Origin of the sequence: Rhodococcus indonesiensis (assembly GCF_047782815.1) — a bacterium.
Taxonomy (GTDB): domain Bacteria; phylum Actinomycetota; class Actinomycetes; order Mycobacteriales; family Mycobacteriaceae; genus Rhodococcus; species Rhodococcus indonesiensis.
Genome location: NZ_CP180630.1, coordinates 5180209 through 5200359, shown reverse-complemented (window position 1 = coordinate 5200359; position 20151 = coordinate 5180209). Strand labels below are relative to the sequence as shown.

22 protein-coding genes are annotated in these 20151 nt (G+C 70.3%); 15 read left to right on the top strand and 7 right to left on the bottom strand.

The annotated features are described in order from the left end of the window. The first annotated feature begins 151 nt into the window (after positions 1 to 151). The 3 genes from ACM26Y_RS23930 (at position 152) to ACM26Y_RS23920 (ending at position 2702) form a co-directional block, all read left to right on the top strand. The gene (locus ACM26Y_RS23930; RefSeq protein WP_003938785.1) at positions 152 to 727 is read left to right on the top strand and encodes a TerD family protein; all 576 of its coding nucleotides are present in this window, start codon (positions 152 to 154) and stop codon (positions 725 to 727) included. A gap of 124 nt (positions 728 to 851) precedes the next feature. Beyond that, complete coding sequence (locus tag ACM26Y_RS23925; protein ID WP_003938784.1) at positions 852 to 1940, top strand: DUF475 domain-containing protein; 1089 nt, start codon at positions 852 to 854, stop codon at positions 1938 to 1940. An 81-nt stretch (positions 1941 to 2021) separates the two neighbouring features. Further along, complete coding sequence (locus ACM26Y_RS23920; RefSeq protein WP_416062137.1) at positions 2022 to 2702, top strand: TerD family protein; 681 nt, start codon at positions 2022 to 2024, stop codon at positions 2700 to 2702. Positions 2703 to 2744: 42 nt separating this feature from the next. On the opposite strand, the gene ACM26Y_RS23915 is transcribed toward ACM26Y_RS23920, so the two are convergent. Next, the gene (locus ACM26Y_RS23915; protein ID WP_416063743.1) at positions 2745 to 3746 is read right to left on the bottom strand and encodes an MBL fold metallo-hydrolase; all 1002 of its coding nucleotides are present in this window, start codon (positions 3744 to 3746) and stop codon (positions 2745 to 2747) included. A gap of 125 nt (positions 3747 to 3871) precedes the next feature. On the opposite strand from ACM26Y_RS23915, the gene ACM26Y_RS23910 reads away from it, so the two are divergent. Next, positions 3872 to 4876: an NAD-dependent epimerase/dehydratase family protein gene (locus ACM26Y_RS23910; protein WP_003938781.1), complete on the top strand. Its 1005-nt coding sequence runs from the start codon at positions 3872 to 3874 to the stop codon at positions 4874 to 4876. 6 nt (positions 4877 to 4882) lie between these two features. On the opposite strand, the gene ACM26Y_RS23905 is transcribed toward ACM26Y_RS23910, so the two are convergent. The 3 genes from ACM26Y_RS23905 to ACM26Y_RS23895 all read right to left on the bottom strand — a co-directional run bounded on the left by ACM26Y_RS23905 (position 4883) and on the right by ACM26Y_RS23895 (position 8364). Next, complete coding sequence (locus ACM26Y_RS23905; RefSeq protein WP_416062136.1) at positions 4883 to 6712, bottom strand: TIM barrel protein; 1830 nt, start codon at positions 6710 to 6712, stop codon at positions 4883 to 4885. Positions 6713 to 6854: 142 nt separating this feature from the next. Then, a complete protein-coding gene (aroQ, locus tag ACM26Y_RS23900) occupies positions 6855 to 7313 on the bottom strand; it encodes a type II 3-dehydroquinate dehydratase (RefSeq protein ID WP_003938779.1) in 459 nt (152 codons plus the stop codon). 55 nt (positions 7314 to 7368) lie between these two features. Beyond that, a complete protein-coding gene (locus ACM26Y_RS23895) occupies positions 7369 to 8364 on the bottom strand; it encodes a LacI family DNA-binding transcriptional regulator (RefSeq protein ID WP_416062135.1) in 996 nt (331 codons plus the stop codon). A gap of 212 nt (positions 8365 to 8576) precedes the next feature. On the opposite strand from ACM26Y_RS23895, the gene ACM26Y_RS23890 reads away from it, so the two are divergent. The 4 genes from ACM26Y_RS23890 (at position 8577) to ACM26Y_RS23875 (ending at position 9936) form a co-directional block, all read left to right on the top strand. Continuing rightward, positions 8577 to 8717, top strand: a complete 141-nt coding sequence (locus tag ACM26Y_RS23890) for a hypothetical protein (RefSeq protein ID WP_160320133.1) — start codon at positions 8577 to 8579, stop codon at positions 8715 to 8717. A gap of 81 nt (positions 8718 to 8798) precedes the next feature. Continuing rightward, a complete protein-coding gene (locus ACM26Y_RS23885) occupies positions 8799 to 8981 on the top strand; it encodes a hypothetical protein (protein ID WP_003938777.1) in 183 nt (60 codons plus the stop codon). Between the two features lie 84 nt (positions 8982 to 9065). Then, the gene (locus tag ACM26Y_RS23880) at positions 9066 to 9596 is read left to right on the top strand and encodes a DinB family protein (protein WP_416062134.1); all 531 of its coding nucleotides are present in this window, start codon (positions 9066 to 9068) and stop codon (positions 9594 to 9596) included. Positions 9597 to 9747: 151 nt separating this feature from the next. Further along, positions 9748 to 9936: a hypothetical protein gene (locus ACM26Y_RS23875; RefSeq protein WP_416062133.1), complete on the top strand. Its 189-nt coding sequence runs from the start codon at positions 9748 to 9750 to the stop codon at positions 9934 to 9936. A gap of 50 nt (positions 9937 to 9986) precedes the next feature. On the opposite strand, the gene ACM26Y_RS23870 is transcribed toward ACM26Y_RS23875, so the two are convergent. The 3 genes from ACM26Y_RS23870 to ACM26Y_RS23860 are packed head-to-tail and all read right to left on the bottom strand — an operon-like array spanning position 9987 to position 12426. After that, positions 9987 to 11603, bottom strand: a complete 1617-nt coding sequence (locus tag ACM26Y_RS23870; protein WP_289378016.1) for a cation acetate symporter — start codon at positions 11601 to 11603, stop codon at positions 9987 to 9989. Continuing rightward, positions 11600 to 11935, bottom strand: a complete 336-nt coding sequence (locus tag ACM26Y_RS23865) for a DUF485 domain-containing protein (RefSeq protein ID WP_003938773.1) — start codon at positions 11933 to 11935, stop codon at positions 11600 to 11602. Before ACM26Y_RS23865 ends, ACM26Y_RS23870 begins: the two co-directional genes overlap by 4 nt. After that, positions 11932 to 12426 carry a nuclear transport factor 2 family protein gene (locus tag ACM26Y_RS23860; RefSeq protein ID WP_003938772.1) on the bottom strand — a complete coding sequence of 165 codons (495 nt, stop codon included), beginning with the start codon at positions 12424 to 12426 and terminating at the stop codon, positions 11932 to 11934. Before ACM26Y_RS23860 ends, ACM26Y_RS23865 begins: the two co-directional genes overlap by 4 nt. Before the next feature lie 122 nt (positions 12427 to 12548). On the opposite strand from ACM26Y_RS23860, the gene ACM26Y_RS23855 reads away from it, so the two are divergent. The 7 genes from ACM26Y_RS23855 to ACM26Y_RS23825 all read left to right on the top strand — a co-directional run bounded on the left by ACM26Y_RS23855 (position 12549) and on the right by ACM26Y_RS23825 (position 20150). Continuing rightward, positions 12549 to 13151 (top strand): TetR/AcrR family transcriptional regulator, encoded by a 603-nt coding sequence (locus tag ACM26Y_RS23855; protein WP_416062132.1) that lies wholly within the window; start codon positions 12549 to 12551, stop codon positions 13149 to 13151. Positions 13152 to 13238: 87 nt separating this feature from the next. After that, on the top strand, positions 13239 to 14435 hold the full coding sequence (locus tag ACM26Y_RS23850) for an acyl-CoA dehydrogenase family protein (RefSeq protein WP_003938770.1): 1197 nt from the start codon (positions 13239 to 13241) through the stop codon (positions 14433 to 14435). Beyond that, positions 14432 to 15175: a hypothetical protein gene (locus ACM26Y_RS23845; protein WP_416062131.1), complete on the top strand. Its 744-nt coding sequence runs from the start codon at positions 14432 to 14434 to the stop codon at positions 15173 to 15175. The genes ACM26Y_RS23850 and ACM26Y_RS23845 overlap by 4 nt, the downstream gene beginning before the upstream one ends. Next, entirely contained in the window at positions 15172 to 16029 is an 858-nt protein-coding gene (locus ACM26Y_RS23840) for an alpha/beta fold hydrolase (RefSeq protein WP_054372632.1), read from the top strand. The genes ACM26Y_RS23845 and ACM26Y_RS23840 overlap by 4 nt, the downstream gene beginning before the upstream one ends. Beyond that, positions 16026 to 17726: an AMP-binding protein gene (locus ACM26Y_RS23835; protein ID WP_416062130.1), complete on the top strand. Its 1701-nt coding sequence runs from the start codon at positions 16026 to 16028 to the stop codon at positions 17724 to 17726. The genes ACM26Y_RS23840 and ACM26Y_RS23835 overlap by 4 nt, the downstream gene beginning before the upstream one ends. Beyond that, positions 17713 to 18948, top strand: coding sequence for an acetyl-CoA C-acetyltransferase (locus tag ACM26Y_RS23830; protein ID WP_003938766.1), 1236 nt, complete (start codon positions 17713 to 17715; stop codon positions 18946 to 18948). The genes ACM26Y_RS23835 and ACM26Y_RS23830 overlap by 14 nt, the downstream gene beginning before the upstream one ends. After that, on the top strand, positions 18945 to 20150 hold the full coding sequence (locus ACM26Y_RS23825) for a CoA transferase (protein WP_416062129.1): 1206 nt from the start codon (positions 18945 to 18947) through the stop codon (positions 20148 to 20150). The genes ACM26Y_RS23830 and ACM26Y_RS23825 overlap by 4 nt, the downstream gene beginning before the upstream one ends. The last annotated feature ends 1 nt before the right edge of the window (position 20151 follow it).

Genomic DNA, 20151 nt, shown 5'->3' with positions numbered 1-20151 from the left:
CGAATGGTACTGGTCCGCGCCTTTCCGCCCCGTGTGCGTGCGGAGCGCGGGGGCGTGGGCGCGGAACAGCTATTAGGGTGGTGGGACACGCGCAAATCGGGCGTGCCCGCCCGGGCACCTCGTCCGGACCGACAGATCGAAAGGACCCCGCATGGGCGTCAGCTTGACCAAGGGCGGCAATGTTTCCCTCACCAAGGAAGCGCCGAACCTCACCGCCGTGGCCGTCGGCCTCGGCTGGGACATCCGCACCACCACCGGTGCCGACTTCGACCTCGACGCCAGCGCGATCGCGACCGGCGGTGACAAGAAGGTCGTGTCGGACCAGCACTTCGTCTTCTTCAACAACCTCAAGTCCCCCGACGGCTCGATCGAGCACATCGGCGACAACCGCACCGGTGAGGGCGAGGGCGACGACGAGGTCATCAACGTCGACCTGAGCGCCGTGCCGGCGAACATCGAGAGCATCTTCTTCCCGGTCTCGATCTACGACGCCGACTCCCGCAGCCAGTCCTTCGGTCAGGTCCGCAACGCCTACATCCGCGTCGTCGACCGTGCCAACGGCAACGAACTGGCCCGCTACGACCTCTCGGAGGACGCGTCCACCGAGACCGCCATGGTCTTCGGGGAGCTGTACCGGCACGGTGCGGAGTGGAAGTTCCGCGCCATCGGCCAGGGATACGCCTCCGGCCTGGCGGGCATCGCCCGTGACTACGGCGTCAACGTCTGACGTTTCTCCGGACCCCGGATCCGGCCCCCGGCTTCGTCGCCGGGGGCCGCTTTCCTTGGGTCACCGATAGTTTGCTGCAGTAACCACCCTGCACCGCCCGATCCAGACAGAAAGGCCACGCTTCGTGGTTCTGCGCATCTTCGGCATATCGTTTGCCGTCACCGTCGTGTCCCTGGTGGTCGCCTTCCTCTACGGCGGACCCCAGGCACTGTTCCTCGCCGCGATCCTCGGCGTCCTCGAGGTCTCCCTCTCGTTCGACAACGCCGTCATCAACGCCACCGTGCTGCAGCGGATGAGCGAGTTCTGGCAGAAGATCTTCCTCACCATCGGCATCCTCATCGCCGTGTTCGGTATGCGGCTGATCTTCCCGTTGCTCATCGTGTGGATCGCTTCCGGCCTCGGTCCTGTCGAGGCACTCGACCTCGCCCTGAACCCACCGCCGAACGACGCCGCGTACTTCCCCGACGGCAGCCCCAGCTACGAGACCATCATCACCGAAGCACACCCGCAGATCGCCGGCTTCGGCGGCATGTTCCTGCTGATGCTGTTCCTGAACTTTATCTTCGAGGAACGCGAGATCAAGTGGCTCGCGTGGCTCGAGCGTCCGCTCGCGCGGGCCGGCAAGCTCGACCAACTCGAGGTCGTCGTCGCGTCGGTGCTGCTCGTGCTGACCGCCACGATCCTCGCCCCTGAGGACAAGGTCTCCACGGTGATGATCGCCGGCGTACTCGGCATGATCACCTACATCGCCGTCAACGGCCTCGGCGAGATGTTCCACATCCCCGAGGAAGGTGAGGAAGAAACCACCGGCGGGCCCAGCCAGCTGGCCAAGGCCACCGGCAAGGCCGGCTTCTTCCTGTTCCTCTACCTCGAGGTGCTCGACGCGTCGTTCTCCTTCGACGGCGTGATCGGCGCATTCGCAATCACCTCCGATCCGATCATCATCGCCCTGGGCCTCGGTTTCATCGGCGCGATGTTCGTCCGTTCGATCACGGTGTTCCTCGTCCGCAAGGGCACCCTGTCCGAGTACCGCTACCTCGAGCACGGCGCGCACTGGGCGATCGGTGCCCTCGCGTTCATCCTGCTGTACTCGATTGGCCATCACGTGAACGAGATCATCACGGGCCTGGTGGGGGTCGCGCTCATCGGCGCCGCGTTCGCCAGCAGCATCCGGCGCAATCGTCAGGAGACGAAGGCGTCGGTCGCCGCCTGACCGCACGACATCGATGGGAACCTGCGATCGGTTCGAGTGATCGCAGGTTCCCATCTTCGTATTCAGGGAAAGGTTCCATCCATGGCAATCGACTACACCCGGCCCCCGAAGAACCCCGGCGACGGCAAGGGCGGAGTCGGCCTGAGCAAGATCAGTCTCACCAAGGCTGCTCCGACGGTCGATCTCGCCAAGTCCGGCAGCGGGATCACCCTGGTGAACCTGAACTGGTCACAGGCCGGCTCCCCGACCCCACCGAAAAAGGGATTCCTCGCCAAGCTCACCGGCGGCGCGGCGGCCCGCGGCGTCGACCTCGACCTCGGCTGTCTCTACGAGCTCGCCGACGGCTCCAAGGGTGTCGTCCAGGCCCTCGGCAACAGCTTCGGTGCGCTGCAGAAACCTCCGTTCGTCGCGCTGGACGGCGACGACCGGACCGGTGCCGTCTCCGCCGGTGAGACCATGCGAATCGACCTGGGACAACCCGAGCGATTCCGCCGGATCCTGATCTTCGCGATGATCTACGAGGGCGCCCCCAACTGGGCTGCCGTGGACGGCGTCGTCACCCTCACCCCGCCCTCCGGGCCGCAGATCGAGGTGCGTCTCGACTCGCCGAACAACGGCGCACGGATCTGTGCCATCGCGATGCTGCAGAACACCGGCCGCGAGATCAGCGTCTCGCGGCTCGTCGAATACGTCGACGGCAGCCAGTCCGACCTCGATCGCGCCTACGGCTGGGGCATGAACTGGGCGCCGGGCCGGAAGTAGCCATGCCGACACACCCCGGCGTCCGCACCGATTACGGGATCCTCACCGTGTCGAAAACAACTCACGCAGCAGCGTCTCGGCGTCGGCGAACGCCCCGGCCCGCCGCACGACGGTGGGCGGCGCCGGGGGATGCCCGCCCCACCCGTGGAACAGCGTGCTCAGGCTCAGGACGATCCGCTCCGGATGGATCCAGTCGTCCCACCGGACGAATTCGGGGTCGCGCACCAACTGCCGGGCCGACTCGAGCGGCCCGGCACCGCGCGCGTACTGTTCCCGGCCGGCCTGCTCGAGCCACACCCAGTAGGCGCGCAACTCGCGGATCTCGTCCGGTCCGCACAGCGGCCCGTGGCCCGGCACGTAGACGTCGGCGTCCAGGGCCAGCAGCCGATCGATCGCGGCGATCCAGTTCTCCAGCGGTCCGTGCCACAGAATCGGCGTCGAGCCGACGAACAGCAGGTCACCGGCAAAGACCACGCCGGCGTCCGGCACGTGCACGATCGCGTCTCCGGCGGTGTGGCACGGCCCGAGACGCTCCAGCATCACCGGACGTTGTCCCACCTCGAGCCGCAGATCGGTGTCGAAGGTGTGGTCGGGCAGCCGGGGCGACCGCCACGGCAGGTGGGCGCCGCCCGGCACCCGGCGCATGTAGGCGGCCGCGGCGCCGATCCGGCCGGGCACCGCGCCCAGCCACCGGCCCGCCGTCGCCAGCGTCGCCACCGCGGCCGGCGGCAGATCCTCGCGCATGCCGCGCAGCGCGGCCGCACTGGTCGTGATGCGGGTCGTCGCGGGCAGCGTGTCGTTGCCCCACCAGTGGTCGCCGTCGGAGTGGGTGTTGACGGCCTCGGTGATCGGTGCCCGCGCCACCAGCGGCTGCTGCGCCTCTGCGATCCGGCGCGCCAGGCGGGTGTCCCAGGCAGTGTCCACGACCAGTGACGCCGTGCCCGCATCGACGACGAGACCGGTGTTCGCCTCGCCCCAGCCGCCCGGTGCCCGCACGAACGCCCACACCCCGTCGCCGATCTGCGTCGATCCGCCGTCGCCCACGATTCGCCCCCTGTCCACGGTGGCGGAGAGTCTAATAGCAGGCGCCGGACCGGAGGTTTGCTCCCCGACGGGCCCGGGAACGCGGTACGGGTCGCACCGGCGACGGCACGAGCGAGGGGATTCTCATGGGCACGACAGTTGCGGTCACCGGACCCACCGGCGAGATCGGCAGAGCCGCGGTCGCGGCCCTCGAACAGGACCCGCGCATCGACCGGATCCTCGGCATGGCACGAAGCCCGTTCGACCCCGCCGCGCAGGGGTGGACCAAGACCGAGTACCGGCAGGGAGACATCCTCGACCGTGGCGCCGTCGACGCCCTGGTCGCGGAGGCCGACGTCGTCGTGCACCTGGCGTTCGTCATCATGGGTTCGCGGGCCGAGAGCCACCGGATCAACATCGCGGGCACCCGCAACGTCTTCGAGGCGACGGTCGCCGCGGCCCGGCCACGACGCCTCGTGTACACCTCGTCCGTCGCCGCATACGGCTACCACCCGGACAATCCGACCCCGATCACCGAGGACGTGCCCACCCGCGGCTCGCACGAGCACTACTACTCGGAGCAGAAGGCCGAACTCGAGCGCGTCCTCGACGAGGTCACCCGCGGATCGGATCTCGAGGTGTTCGTGCTGCGGCCGTGCATCGTCGCGGGACCGAACGCGACCGCCCTGGCCGACGCCATGCCGTGGCGGCAGATCGCCGAGCACCTGCCCGGAGCCGTGCGGAAGGCCGCGGGTGCCCTGCCGCTGCCACCGCCGCTGTTCCCGGACCCGGGTCACCCGCTCCAGCTCGTGCACCACGACGACGTGGCGAGTGCCGTGGGCGCGGCGGTGACGTCCGACGGGCCGCCCGGCGCGTACAACATCGCCGGTGACGGGGTGGTGTCGCTGTCGGACGTCGCGACCGCGCTCGGTGCCCAGCCGGTCCGCGTCCCCGCCGCGGTCGCGACGGCGGCGTCGGCCGTGGTGGCGCGGCTACCGTTCCTGCCCTCGCTCGTCGAGTGGATCCACACCGGCCGCACGTCCGTCGTGATGGACACGACGAAGGCCCGGACACAGCTCGGCTGGCAGCCGCGCTACACGAGCGCCCAGACCCTGGAGGCGCTGGCGCAGGCGATGGGTGAAGTCCGGTAGCGGCGTTCAGCGTCGCGCGGCCGCATGCGCGGCCATACGGACCGGTGCGTTGACGGTGCCGTGACCCCGGTAGCCGCCGCGCCGCTGCACCAGCTCGAAGAACACCCGCGCGCTGACGACCCTGGTGAACACCTGGAACAGTTCGCCGCCGTCCTCGTCCCGGTCGTAGAGCACGTTGTACTCCCGAAGGGCGGCAAGAAGTTCCGGATCCGGAGCGAGCCGCGCATCCAGATCGTCGTAGTAGTTGGCGGGGATCTCCAGCACCGGGGCGCCCGAATCATGCAGGGTGCGTGCCGCTTCCACCGCATCGTCGACCCCGAACGCGATGTGCTGAGGGTGCCGCACCCCCGGCGCCCACTCCCCGCGCCGCAGCACGGGCGCGATGAGGCCGACCTCGAAACCGTCCGCGGCCAGGACGCGGCTGCGCACCAGACCGAACGGCCCGGCGTATTCGGCCGCCTCGGCATCGTTCAGGCCCAGCACCGAGCGGTAGAACAGGGTGGCTTCGTCGAAGCGGTCGTAGGCCTGGGTCAGTGCGACGTACTCGGTGCATCGCACGCCCACCGTCCTGGCCGGCGACGTGCCGGTGGGGCGGAAGTCGTTGCGCCAGTCGGCGGTACCGTCTGCTTCCGCCGAGAGGAACAGGGCGGTGCCGTCCGGGGAGACCACCGCGGACAACGGTGCCTCACCCGGCCCGACGACCCGCGCCAGCTGAGGTGCCAGCAGCTCGTGGGCGTGCCGGGAGACGGCGCCGACATCCGCGACCTCGATCCCGAGGGCGGTGACGGCGGCGCCGTCGGCCGCACTGTGGGCCGGGTTCGAGGTGTTCACCAGCACGCGCGCGTCCCCCTGTTCCCACAGCTCCACCGGCTTGCTGTGGTGCTGTCCCGAGTGCGTGAAGCCGAGCGCGGCGAGAGCCTCACGGACCGGTTCCGCGGCGGTGGGCGGGGTTCCGATCTCCGTGAACGCGTGCCCGCGCACCTGCACCGGTTCGGGGTCACCGTCGAGGCGCAATTCCAGATCGAGCAGCGAACGCATCGCGTCGATCGCCGTCGGCACCGGGGCCGACTGGCGGAACACGTCGTTGAACACCTCGAGCGAGAGCGGGCCGGTGTAGCCGGCGGCGAGGACGTGGGCGACGAGTCCGACGAGATCGAACTCGCCCTCGCCAGGGAACACCCGGTAGTGGCGGCTCCACTGCAGGACGTTCATGTCCATCTCCGGTGCGTCGGAGAGCTGCAGGAAGAAGATCTTCTCGCCCGGGATGTCCGCGATCCCGGCAACGTCCTTGGTGCGGGAGAAGATGTGGAAGCTGTCGAGACACAGGCCGAGGGCCGGATGATCGGCTCGGCGCACGATCTCCCACGAGCGCTGCCAGGTGTTCACGTGGCGGCCCCACGCCAGGGCCTCGAAGGCGATCCGCATGCCGCGCTGCGCCGCCGCGTCCGCCAGCTCCCGCAGTTGCGCGGCGGCGAGGTCGACATCGTCGACGGTGTGTGGCGAGACCGACGAGCACACCAGCACGAGGTCGGTGCCGAGTTGTTCCATCACGTCGAACTTGTGCCGCGCGCGGCGCATGTTGCGGGCGTGGATGTCGGCCGGGACGGCCTCGAAGTCGCGGAACGGTTGATACAGCGGAATGCTCAGCCCGAGTTCGGCGCAGCGCTCGCGCACTGCCGCGGGCGTGAGCGGGGAGCCGATCAGGTCGGGTTCGAACAGTTCGATGCCGTCGAAGCCGGCGTGGGCGGCGGCGACGAGCTTGTCCTCGAGGGTGCCGGACAGGCACACCGTGGCAATTGCCTTGGCGCGCTTGGTTCCGGGTCGGGGGTGGGTCATGGTCGGGTTCCTCCACAGCGGCCGCCTGTGCGGGCGGGCGCGGAATCGGGGACCGATGCGCCGGGGCGGGTTCGCCCCGGTGGTATCGGCACGGACGGCTCGCTGCGGGTCACGCGCGCGAGAGGACCGGTGACGGCGCCGGTTACGCCTGGGTCGTGCGCTGGGCGACGAGCGCGCGCAGTGCCCATTCGTAGCCGGCGACGCCGAGGCCCACGATGATCCCGGAGGCGACCGGGGAGATGTAGGAGTGGTGGCGGAACTCCTCGCGGGCATGGACGTTGGAGATGTGCACCTCGATGAGCGGCACGTGCGCGCCCTTGATCGCGTCGTGCAGGGCCACCGAGGTGTGCGTGTAGGCACCCGCGTTGAACACCACGCCCAGGGATTCCCCGCGGGCGACCGCCGCGCCGGCGTCGTGGAGGGCGTCGATCAGGACGCCTTCGTGGTTGGACTGCCGGAAGTCGATGTCGACGCCCAGTTCCTTGCCGACGTTGCGGCACAGGGTCTCCACGTCCTCGAGGGTCTGCGCGCCGTACACACCGGGCTCTCGGGTGCCGAGCAGGTTGAGGTTGGGGCCGTTGAGTACGAGCACCGAGGTCATGAACGAATCTCCTTCGCTTTCTGCGTGTTCCGGAACAACGCCCCGGAACGGTCTGTCAGCCGACGGGCAGGCCGGCGGTCACGGTGCTCGAACGCACGACGAGGTGGGTGGCGAGTTCCACGGGTCCGGCGTCTAGTGCGGTCTTACCGTCGAGGACGTCGCACAGCAGATCGATTGCCGTCACGCCGGCGTCGTCGAATGCCAGATGCACGGTGGTCAGCGGCGGCGAGGTCATCTCGCAGAGCCACGAGTCGTCGAATCCGACGACCGAGTAGTCGCGGCCCGCACGCAGTCCGTGCTCGGCGAAGCCCTGCATGAGGCCCACGGCGGCCTGGTCGTTGTAGGCGACGACGGCCGTCGTGCCGGTCCGGACCAGTTCGTCCGCCGCGTTCCGGCCCGCGACGACGAAGTCGGGTTCGAGGGGACCGAGCACGGTGCTGGCGATGCCCCGGGCGGCGCAGGCCGTGGTGAAGGCGGTGAGGCGCCGCCGTTGGGCGAGCCAGTAGTCGGGACCGCCGAGGTACGTGACGGCGGTGTGCCCGGCGTCGGCGAGGTGGTCCACCGCCTGGGACATGCCCTCGTCGGAGGTCAGCAGCACGGCGGGCAGCTCCCCGCAGGTGTGGTTGACGAGCACGACGGGGGTGACCCGTGCGAGATCCTCGAGGTCGGTGTCGGACATGCGCGGAGCGATGAGCACCAGTCCGTCGACCTGCCGGGCGATCGCCCGGACGAGGTCGAGCTCGTCGGCGGACCGTCCTTCGCCCGCCGCGACGAAGAGGGAGTAGCCGCGCTCGCGCGCCCGGTCCTGCGCGGTTTCGACGGCGGGACCGAACACGGGATTGCGGATGTCGGGGACGAGGAAGCCCAGGTTGTGGGTGCGACCGAGGGCGAGCGAGCGGGCGGTGGGGTTCGGAGTGAAGGACAGCGCCTCCGCGGCGGTGAAGACCTTCGCGCGGGTGTCGGGACTGACCGCTTCCGGTCGGGAGAACACGCGGGAGACCGTGGCGGTCGAGACGCCGGCGCGCGCCGCGACCTCACGAAGCGTCGCCATGGGTTCTCCTCGGGGTGGGGTCCACCCACTGTGCAAGCGGTTACATCGCTTTGTCAAGCTTTGCGCAACCGCTTGCAGGCCGAAGGCGCCTGGCCAGGTTGCGCTCGGTGCCGCGTGTCGGGGTGGGCGTACAGGCACCGCAGGGTGCCTGTCGAGTACCCGGACTGCGGCCGACGATGGAGGACCTTCCCACACCGTCCCAGGAGGCTGCCATGAACATCCGGATTCGCACCACCGTCGCGCTGGCCGCGACCTTGTTCACCGTCCTCCTCGGCGCCGCGGGCGCCGCGAACGCCGCAACCACGAGCGCCTCCGTCAAATGCGGCCACGTGACCATCCACTGTCCGGGCTGAGCAGAGGTGCCGCCGGGGACGTCGCCGTCCCCGGCGCCGCCCCCGTCGGCGCCGGGTGCGGCCCTCCGCGATGATGAGCAGATGATCGAGACACCTGTGATCGTGGGCATCGTGTCCATCTGCATCGGATTCGTGCTCTTCGTGCTCGCCGCGAGCGGAACCCGCGGCGGATGGAACCGGAAGCTGACGATCACGCTGTTCGTCCTGTCGGTCCTGTTCCTGACCCTCGTCCCGGTGACCGGCGCGGTCTTCTTCGCCACCTGATCGCTATCGAGGACCGAAGTCGTCCGCAATCCCGCCTACCGTCGTCGTAGCAGGAGAATCGACCTCACGAAGGGCGGACACCAGATGACCGAGCGGACCGGGGAACGCGCCGACATCCTCGACATCCTGGCCGAACAGCGGAAGACGTTCCTGATCACCCTCCGCAACCTCGACGACGAGCAGGCCCGCACCCGCAGCACCGTCAGCGAGTTGACCCTGGGTGGGTTGCTCAGGCACGTCGCGACCACCGAACAGCACTGGATCGACACCATCCGCACGCTCGACGACACCGCCGAGTTCGACCTGGAGTCCGCGATGGAGCAGTACTTCATGCGCGACGACGACACCGTCGCCGGACTGCTCGAACGGTACGAGGCGATCGCAGAGGAGACGGAGACGTTCGTCGCCGGCCTCGAGGACCTCGACCTGCAGGTGCCGCTGCCGACCGCACCGTGGGCCCCGGAGCGACAGTGGTGGAGCGCCCGGAAGGTGCTGCTGCACATCATCCGGGAGACCGCTCACCACAGCGGCCACGCCGACATCATCCGCGAATCCCTCGACGGCGCGAACACCACCAGGCAGCAGGGCGCCGACGCGGGGATGACCTTCGATTAGCCGGGTCGTCGCGCGCCGCGGTGCTTCCTGCGCGCGTTCTCACGCGCGCAGGAAGCACTTTCGGGCGCGGGGTCGCCGCCGAATCGCGGCGATCGGCGACACGCGGTCGGATGTCCTTGGTGCTCGCGGTTTCCGGGAGCAGTATCGGCCCATGTCGGCACTCTGGGACGAAGACGGCCGCGTCGCCTGGGAACTGCACGCGTCCGGGTGGGACTGGGAACAGATCGGTCGTGAACTCGCGTGCCCCGAGCACATCGCCCGCGAGATGTGCGAGAGACACGGCGCGGTGCTCGCGCAGCAGGCGCAGCAGGACCATCCGACGCTGTTCGACCTGCCCTGACATGACGGGCACCCGCACTCGCATCTGCCGAGTGCGGGTGCCCGTCGTCGTCAGTGGGCGGTCGCGACCTCCGCCCCGATGCCGGTCTCGGCGCGCACGAGCATCTCCGCGAACTTCTCGTCCTCGTGTGCGGTGCGCCCGCGCCGCTTCTCACCGATCAGCGAACCGGCGACACACGCGGCCAGGCCGAGCGGCATGGTGACGATCACCGGCAGCTGGATCGTCAGGGGTGCCGGCCCGCTGCCGAGCCACAGCGCCTCGGTGAACATGAGGCTGACGACGGTCGAGATCAGGCCGGTGAGGATTCCCCACACGGCGCCGGTGCTGTTGAAGCGCCGCCAGTTCAGGCTGAGCACCAGCGACGGCAGGTGGGCGCTGCCGGCCACCATGAACGCCATGCCCATGAAGTAGGTGATGTTGGTGTCGTCGCCGATCAGCATGGTCAGCCCGATCGCGAGGGCACTGAATGCGACGGCACCGAACCGGGCGACGCGGGCCTGCGCATTCTCCTCGCGGGTGCGGGCCGCGACGTCGAGTTCGTCCACCGGCGGCGTGCGGGTCAGCGCCGGCCAGATGTCGCGGGCGAAGGTGCCCGCGGCGGAGATCACCACGCCGGCGACGACGGCGACGATGCTCGCGAAGGCCACCGCCGCGACCATCGCGAGGGCGATCGAGCCGCCGATCGTGCCCACGCCCCCGCCGAGTTCGGTGACGAGCACGGGCGCCGCGAGGTTGCCCCCGGCGCCGATGCGATCGGCGCCCCCGTCGCCCAGCAGTGCGGCGGCGCCGAAGCCCATCACGATGACGATCAGGTAGAACATGCTGCACAGCGCGACGGTCCAGCCCAGCGAGCGTCGTGCGGTGCTCGCCTCGGGGACGGTGAAGAAGCGGATCAGGATGTGCGCCATGCCTGCGGTGCCGAGCGCGAACGCCAGCGAGTACGAGACGAGGTTCAGTGCGCTGGTCTGCCCGAAGATCAGGCCGGGGGACAGGACGGCCTCGCCCGCGACCGCGTGATCGGTCGCGGTGTCGAGGACCTTCGGGAAGCTGAACCCGAACTGCGCGAGGATGCCCAGGCCGACGACGATCGCGAGGACCGACAGGATCGTGGACTTGATGACCTGCACCCAGGTGGTGGCGAGCATGCCGCCGACGAAGACGTAGATGCCCATGAGGGTGCCGGCGACGATGACGGACAGCCAGAACGGGATACCGGAGACCGACTCGAGCAGCACCCCGGCCGCGACGAGTTGCGCGAGCAACACGAAGGTGCCGGTGGCGATGGTGCTCAGCGCCACGACGACTCGCACACTGCGTGCCTCGGTGCGGAACACGAGCACATCGGCGAGGGTGTACTTGCCCACGTTGCGCATCTTCTCCGCGAGCAGGAACAGCACGGGCAGGAACGAGATCACCGAGGTGCAGAGGATGACCGCACCGTCGACACCCTTGTAGAAGATCAGGCCGGTGGTGCCGAGGAAGCTTCCGGCCGAAATGAATTCACCGGCGATCGCGAAACCGTTCTGCCAGCTCGAGATCGAGCGGCCGGCGGCGAAGAATCCGTCGGCGCTGCGGGCCCGCCGGGACACGGCGAACGTGACCCACAGGGTCAGCGAGATCACCGCCGCGCAGATCGCGATGGCGAGGTAGTCGGCGTCGCCGGTCATGCCGCACGCTCCTGGTTCTCGAGGACGGCCGCGACGGCCGCGTCGGCGGCGGGCTGGATGTAGGTGCGGGTGAGCCGGAAGTAGGCGTAGACGAGGACCCACGTCCCGGCGAACTGGGAGAACACGACCCACAGCGAGAGGGGGACTCCGAGCAGTTCGGTCTCGCCGAGGAAGTGGGGGAAGTAGGCGAAGCCGACGAGGAAGGACGCGAAGAGGGCGATGGCGAGGCCGCCGAGGGAGTTGGTGACGGTGCGCCGACGACGGCGCAGTTCGACGACCTCGGGCAGGGCGAGCATCGCGCTCCAGGTCGGTTGCGTGCGCAGTTCGGTCACGGTCGCACCGCCGCACGCCGCGCCGTCTCGAGCGCGAACAGATTCTCGTCCCAGCCCTGTTCGAGGGGGCCGAAGAAGTGGAAGCGGACCTGCTTGACGCGGTAGCGCCAGCGGCCGTCGACCTTGACCACCTCGTCGGTGTAGCGCCCGGCGGCGATCGCGGGGGTGCCGTCGGTGACGCAGGGCTGCCACAGGAACGACCGCACGGTGGCGCGGTCGCCGTCGAGGTCGATTTCCATGTTCGTGATGAAGTGCCAGAACGTCGTGAGTCCGCCGGCGGCGAGGCCGGCGAAGAACTCGCGCATCTCGGCCTTGCCGCGGGGACGGGACAGGCCGTCGAACTCGCCGTCGTCGGTGAACAGGTCCATCAGGGCGTCCCAGTCGCCGTCGTCGAGATGGCGACAGTAGCGGGCGTCGAGCGAGCGGATCGCCTCGAGGTCCTCGAGGCGGGCGATCCGCTCGGCGAGCGTGATGTCGGGGAGGGTGGTCACAGCGCGTCCTTCGATGAAGTGGTTAACGCATGTTCATGTGAGGTGGACCATAAATGGAGCGCAATGGCAGCGTCAAGACGGACTTCTTGCTGGTCCCGACCCGGGCCTCTACCCTGCACCTCATGAACACTCGATCGGGCACGGCCTTGGTGGGCGTCCGCGACCGGATCCTCGACGCGGCGCTCGACGAGTTCTTCGCGGCTGGTTTCCACGGTGCGACGATGCGTACGATCGCCAATCGTGCTGGTTGCAGCGCCGCCAATGTCTACAACCACTTCGAGAACAAGTCGGAACTGCTCGTCGAGATCCTCCGCGCGGCCAGCGACGAGCAGTTCACCGCCACGCGTACCGCCCTGCGCAAGGCCGGTCCCGATCCCGCCGAGCAATGGCGCACGGCCGTGGTGGCGCATGCGCTGTTCACCGCCCGCAACCCGCGCGAGTGCCTGGTGGCGAACACCGAGCTGCGGTACCTGGGGGAGGTGGACCGCAAGCGGGTCGTGGGCTCGCGCGACGCCCAGGAGCAGCTGTTCGTCGACATCGCGGAAAAAGGCGTTGAACTGGGAATATTCGAGGTCCCGCACGTGCACCAGGCGGTGACCGCCGTCCTGACGATGTGTGCCGGGATCCCGCTGTGGTTCCGGCCCGACGGACCGCTGAGCGCTACCGAGGTGGCCGACGACTACGGCCGCTACGCCCTCAATCTGCTCGGCTACCGCCCGTCCTGAACCGGCCGTTGACGTGTGGGCGGCGTCATGCTCTACTGGGTGAACAAGCGTTAATGACCAGATACTGGTTCATCGAGGGAGTCCCCAATGACCCACCGGCCGTCGCAGCCGCGCACCGACACCCCGCGGTACCTCACCGAAGAGCGCCTCGCCATCCGCGACCTCGCCCGCGACTTCGCCATGACGAAGGTGCTGCCCGTCGCCAACGAACTCGACCCGGTCCAGGGCACCATCCCCGACTCGCTGAAGAAGGAGATGGCCGAGATCGGGTTCTTCGGCATCATGATCCCCGAGGAGCACGGCGGCCTCGGCCTCGGCGTGTTCGAGTACTGCCTGGTGGCCGAGGAACTGTCCCGGGCCTGGATGAGCGTGTCGGGGCTGCTCGCCCGCGGTAACGGCATGGGCGGCGGCTTCACCCCCGCGCAGGAGGCCGCCCTGCTGCCGAAGGTGGCCCGTGGCGAATACCTCGGCGCGTACGCGCTGTCCGAGGCGGAGGCCGGCTCCGACGTCGCCAACATCTCCTGCCGGGCCGTCCGCGACGGCGACGAATGGGTCGTCAACGGCACGAAGATGTGGTGTACCTACGCCGACGAGGCCGACTACCTCGTGCTGTTCGCCCGCACCGATCCGCGCAAGGATCCGGCCAAGCCGCACCGGGGAATCAGCGCGTTCCTCGTCGAGAAGCAGCGCGGCGTCTTCCCGGAGGGGATCTCGGGCACCAAGGTCCGCAAGATCGGCTACTTCGGCTGGAGCACCTGGGAACTGTCGTTCGACAACTTCCGCATCCCCGCCGACAAGATGCTCGGCGAGGAAGGAAAAGGCTTCTACCTCGCCGTCTCCGGGCTCGAGGTCGGCCGGGCCCACACCGCCGCCCGCGCGATCGGCCTTGCCCGCGCAGCCCTCGAGGACTCGATCGCCTACGTGCACACCCGGCGCCAGTTCGGCCGTCCCATCGGCGACTTCCAGCACCTGCGGTTCAAGATCGCGAAGATGGCAGCCGACATCGAGGCGGCGCGCCAGCTCATGTACTCCGTCGCCACCGACATCGACACCGGACGCCGCTGCTCGCTCGAGGCGTCGATGTGCAAGCTCGTCGCCACCGAGATGGCCGAGCAGGTCACCAGCGAGGCGGTGCAGATCCACGGCGGCGCCGGCTACACCACCGACTTCCAGGTCGAACGACATTGGCGCGACGCCCGCCTGACGAAGATCTTCGAAGGAACCAGCGAGATCCAGATGCGCATCATCTCCGACGAGCTGCTCGGAAGGCCGGAAACCGCATGAGCACCACCGTGACCACCTCGCACACCGTCCGCGTCGGCGATCGCGCCGCCAGTCCCGTCCGGATGGCCTCCGAGCTGCTTTGCGAGTCCGGAATCGTCCTCTCCAGCGGCACGCTCGCCCTCGGCACCGTGGCCGCCGAGCTGCTCACCCCGCGTGTGCCGGCCGCACACCGCACGGGATTGCGCTGGACGGCGATCGCGCCGGTCACGGCGGTGGACCGGATCCGGTCGGAGGCCGTCGTCACCCGCGTCGCGGGCACCACCGCCGAGCGGTTCGTCCGCGTGCTCGACGCCACCGGCGCCGTCCGCGAGGAGGGGACCGAGACCTGGCAGCTCGACTCGCCCGCCGCGACCGCCACCGAACTCGAGTTCTGCACCCCCGCGTGGGGAGAGTTGTTGCGCGACAGCCTCACCGAGGATCCGGCCTTCGCGTCGTCGCTGGCCACCTGGGACGGCACCGTCGGCCTGCGCAGCGGCGACCGCGAGGTGCACCTGCGGATCTACCGTGGCCGAATCGTCGACGTCACCCGCCGCACCCCGCACGGAGCCACCTTCACGTTCGTCGCACCGGACCACCTGTGGGCCGACCTGATCCTCGGTGAGCGCGACGACTTCATGCGCCGCGCGATCGGTGGCGAATTCTCCGCCACCGGAGACGGATACGAGTACCTCCGGCTCACCAAGCCGCTGAACCTGATCATCGGCCACGCCCGTGCCGTCGCGAGAAAGGCCCGCTCATGATCGAGGCCCGCTACCTGGACATCGACGGAGCCCTCGGATTCGTCGAGATCGTCACCCCCGACGGGACTCCCGCCGCCGACCCGCTGCCCACCGTGCTGTGCCTCCACACCGCCGGCCAGAGCGGGGTGCAGTGGCGGCACGTCGCCCGTGACCTCGCCGTCCGCGGCTACCGCGTCCTCGTACCCGACCTGCCCGGCCACGGCCGCTCCGAACCGGCCCCGGCCGGACCGGTCACCAGCCTCACCACCTACGGCGACTGGCTCGGCGCCCTCCTCGACGCGCTCGACGTGCACCGGCCGTACGTGCTCGGCTGCTCCATCGGAGGCAAGCTGACCCTCGAACTCGCCACCCGGCCGGACCGGCCGCTCGCCGGCGCCGTCGCGATGGAGGCCGAGGCCGCTCCGGGCCGGGTCAACGTCGCCGGCTTGCGGCGCGAACTCGAGGACGTCGCCGGGCCGTCGCGTGCCGAACGCACCTACCTCGGCACCCTCGCCTCCGTCGGGCGCTCGGTATCCGCCGACACGGCGCACCGGATCGCCCTCATGCACAAGCGGGAGGACCCCGAGATCTCCTCGTCCGACCTCATCGGCTGGGGCACCCACGACGTCCGCGACCGCCTGTCGCAGTTGACCTGCCCCCTGCACCTCGTCGTCGGATCGGACGACCCGTGGCTCGAGGCGGATGCCGTCGCGGACCTCGCCGAACGGATCAACGAGATCTCTCCCGGACGCGCCCGGTTCACCCGGCTCGACGGCATCGGTCACTACCCGATGGAGGAGGTCGACGACTTCGCCGGCCTCGCCGATTCGTGGCTGACCGACCTGCGAGCCGCCACCGCGGAGGTGCTGTCGTGACCGCTACGACCACCGCGGGGCTCGCCCCCTTCCTCGACGACCTCGTCGCCGCAGATCCGGACGCCGTGGCCACCTACGACGCCGCCGACGGCCGGCTGCTGCCCTGCAGCCGGGCCGAGCTGCGCCGCCGCGCACAGGCACTGCGGTCCGAACTCGAGGCCGTCGGCGTCGAACGCGGCCGGTGCGTCGCCGTCCTGCTCCCCAACTGGTCCGACGCGCTCGTCTGGCAGTTCGCGGCCGCCGCGCTCGGTGCCCACGTCATCGGGGTCAACACCCGCTACAACACCGGGGAGGTGGCCCACATCCTCACGGCCGCGCGGCCCGCGGTCGTTGCCGTCGCGGCGGGCTTCCACGGGCTCGACCTGTTCGGCACCCTGCGCGACGCGGCGGGCACCGCGACGGTGCCGCCCCCCGCGGTCGCCGTCGTGGGCGGCCCCGGCAGCGACGCCGGCGATCCCACGGGGTTCGATCTCGGTGCGGGCTGCTGGTGGGCGGGCAGCGGCGACACCCGGGGGGTGCGCGCGCCGGGCACCCCGGACACCGCCCTACCCACCCCGGCCGGGGCGGAGGACGATCCGGCGGATCCGCTGGCCGTCGCGTTCACCACCTCCGGCTCCACCGGCACCCCGAAACTCGCGGCGCACCGGGACTCCGCGGTGGTGCGGCATGCCCGCGCGGACGCCGCGGTCATGCGGGTCGTCCCCGGCGACGTCGCGCTGTGCGTGCTGCCGGTGTCCGGCGTGTTCGGCTACAGCACCGCGATGGCCGCCCTCGCCGGTGGCGCCACGCTCCTCATGGAACCGGTCTTCGACGCGGCGGCGACGCTGCGCCGCATGGAGCACGTGCACGTCACGCACGTGGTGGGCGGCGACGACCTGTTCGGGCGCCTGTACGACACGTGGCACGGCGAGGTGCGCGCCGACCTGTCCGCGCTGAAGTGGCTCGGCATCGCCGACTTCCTCGGCCGTTCCCACGAGATCGCCCGCTGGGCCCGTGACGAGTTCGCCGCCCACACCTCGGGGGTGTTCGGCTCGTCCGAGGTGTTCGCGCTGACCCTGCTCTGGTCGGACGACGACCCGGAGGCGGTGCGCTGGAACGGCGGCGGCCGGCCGGTCGATCCGGCGATCCGGGTGCGTATCGCCGACCCGCTCGACGACCGGGTGCTGCCGGACGGCGAGCAGGGCGAGCTGCAACTGCGTGGCCCCAACGTCGTCGACGCGTACCTCGGCAACCCGGACGCCGCCGCGCGCGCGTTCACCGCCGACGGCTGGTTCCGCAGCGGCGATCTCGCCGTCGCGACCGGCGACGGCGGCTACACCTACGTGTGCCGGATGGGAGACGTGCTGCGGCTGCGGGGATTTCTCGTGGACCCCGCCGAGATCGAACACCGGCTGGCCGAGCACCCCGGGGTGCGGACGGCCAAGGTCGTCGGCATCACCGGCGACGGCGGCTACACCCGAGCCGTGGGCTTCGTCGTCCCCACCGACGACGACCCGACCGACTTCGATGCGGCGTCGCTGAAGGCATGGTGTGCCGAGACGCTCGCCGCGTTCAAGGTGCCTGCGGCGATTCACGTCATCGAGGCGATGCCCACGACGGTGGGCGGCAACGGCACCAAGATCCGTGCCGTGGAGCTGCGCGAGTGGGCGCAGGACTGGACCGACCGGGAAAGGGACTTCCGACATGACCACAACTGATGCGACCGCCGGCGACGTGGTGATCTGCGAACCCCTGCGCACGCCCGTCGGCCGGTACGGTGGGGTGTTCGTCGACGTGCCCGCCACCGACCTCGCCGCCCGCGTGATCTCGGAGCTGCTGTCCCGCACCGGGATCGACCCGGAGTCGGTGGACGACGTGATCTTCGGGCAGTGCTACCCCAACGGGGAGGCCCCCGCGATCGGCCGCGTCGCCGCGCTCGACGCGGGCCTGCCGGTGACGGTGCCGGGCCTGCAACTCGACCGGCGGTGTGGCTCCGGGCTGCAGGCCGTGCTCGACGCCGCGATGCGCGTGCAGACGGGCGTGGCCGACGTCGTGATCGCCGGCGGCGTCGAATCCATGAGCCGCGCCGAGTACTACACCGAATCGATGCGGTGGGGCGCCAAGGGCGCGCCGGCCGCGCTGCACGACCGGCTCGCCCGTGGCCGCGTCACCGCCGGTGGGCGCAACCATCCCGTCCCGGGCGGGATGCTCGAGACCGCGGAGAACCTGCGCCGCAAGTACGGGATCGGTCGTCGCGAACAGGACGAGCTGGCGGTCGAGTCGCACCGGCGTGCGGTGGCGGCGATCGATTCCGGGGTGTTCGCGGAGGAGATCGTGCCGGTGTCGGTGCCTCAGCGCAGGGGCGACGACCGCGTCGTCGACCGGGACGAGCACCCGCGGGCCGACACCACCGTCGACACCCTCGCGAAGCTGCGGCCGATCATGGCGGCACAGGACCCGGAGGCGACGGTGACCGCCGGCAACGCCAGCGGTCAGAACGACGGTGCCGCAGCGTGTCTCGTCACGACCCGCGCCCACGCGGAGCGGCTCGGGCTGCGACCGCTGGGCCGGCTGGTCACATGGGCGGTGGCCGGCGTCGCCCCGGCCGAAATGGGCATCGGACCGGTGCCCTCGACGGAGAAGGCTTTGAAGCGGGCCGGTCTCACGCTCGCCGACATCGACCTCGTCGAACTCAACGAGGCGTTCGCCGCCCAGGCGCTCGCGGTGACCCGCGAGTGGGGCTTCACGGCAGCCGATTTCGAGCGGACCAACGTCAACGGCTCGGGGATCTCGCTCGGTCACCCGGTGGGGGCGACAGGCGTGCGCATCCTCGCCACGCTGCTGCGCGAACTCGACCGCCGCGGAGCACGATACGGCCTCGAGACGATGTGCATCGGCGGTGGGCAAGGGTTGACGGCGATCTTCGAGCGGGTCGCATGACGACCCGGCCGCTCGACGGGGTCCGCGTCGTCGACCTGTCCAGCTTCGTCGCCGGCCCGACCGCCGGGCGCATCCTCGCCGAACTCGGCGCGGATGTGATCCGCGTGGACCCGATCGGCGGCGCGGTCGACGGTGGTCGCTGGCCCCTCGCGGAGTCGGGAGCCAGCCTGTACTGGACGGGCCTGAACCAGGCCAAACGGTCCGTCGCGGTGGATCTGCGCAGCGACGACGGCCGCGCCGTCGTCACCGACCTGATCGCCGAGGCGGGCATCGTGCTCGAGAACGCGGCTCGCGCGTCCTGGCTCGCACACGACGTGCTCACCGCGCGCCGGCCCGACCTGATCCACCTGCACATCGCCGGCAACGCCGACGGCTCGCCCGCCGTGGACTACACCGTCAACGCCGCGGTCGGCCTGCCCCTGATGGCCGGACCCGTCGACGGGACCGTCCCGGTGAACCACGTGCTACCGGCCTGGGACCTGCTCACCGGGGTGCAGGCGGCCCTGGGCATCGTCGCCGCGCTGCGGCGGCGCGACCGCACGGGCGAGGGCGCCTACCTCGAACTCGCCCTCGAGGACGTCGCCGTGTCCGCGGTCGCGAGCATGGGCTGGCTGGCCGAGGCAGAGGACCGCGGGGCCGGCCGGGAGCGGCAGGGCAACGCGCTCTACGGCAGCTATGGGTCGGATTTCGCCACCGCCGACGGCCGTGCCGTGATGGTCGTCGGCCTCACCGCCGGCCAGTGGCGGGGGCTCGTCGAGGTCACCGGCACCGCCGAGGTGTTCGCGGCGCTCGAACGGCATCGCGGGCTCCGATTCGCCGACGAGGGCGACCGCTACGCCGCGCGGGACGAGATCACTGCGATCCTGCGTCCGTGGTTCGCGGCGCGCACGCTCGCCGAGATCGAGAAGGAACTGTCCGGCAGCCGGGTGCTGTGGGCGCCGTACCGGACCATGGACGAGGTGGCCGCCCGCGAGTATGCCGTCATCGAGCGCGTCGAACAGCCCGGCGTCGGTGCGGTACCGACGGCGCGCTCCCCGTTGCGCTGGGACGGGGCGTACACCGGGGCGCGCCCGGCGCCGCAGCACGGGCAGCACACCCGCGAGGTGCTGGCGGAACTCGGGCTGGGAGACGGCAGCATCGACGCGCTCCTGGATGCCCAGGCGGGGACGCCGGCGCCGTCGGCCCGGCCCGACGGGGCGTAGC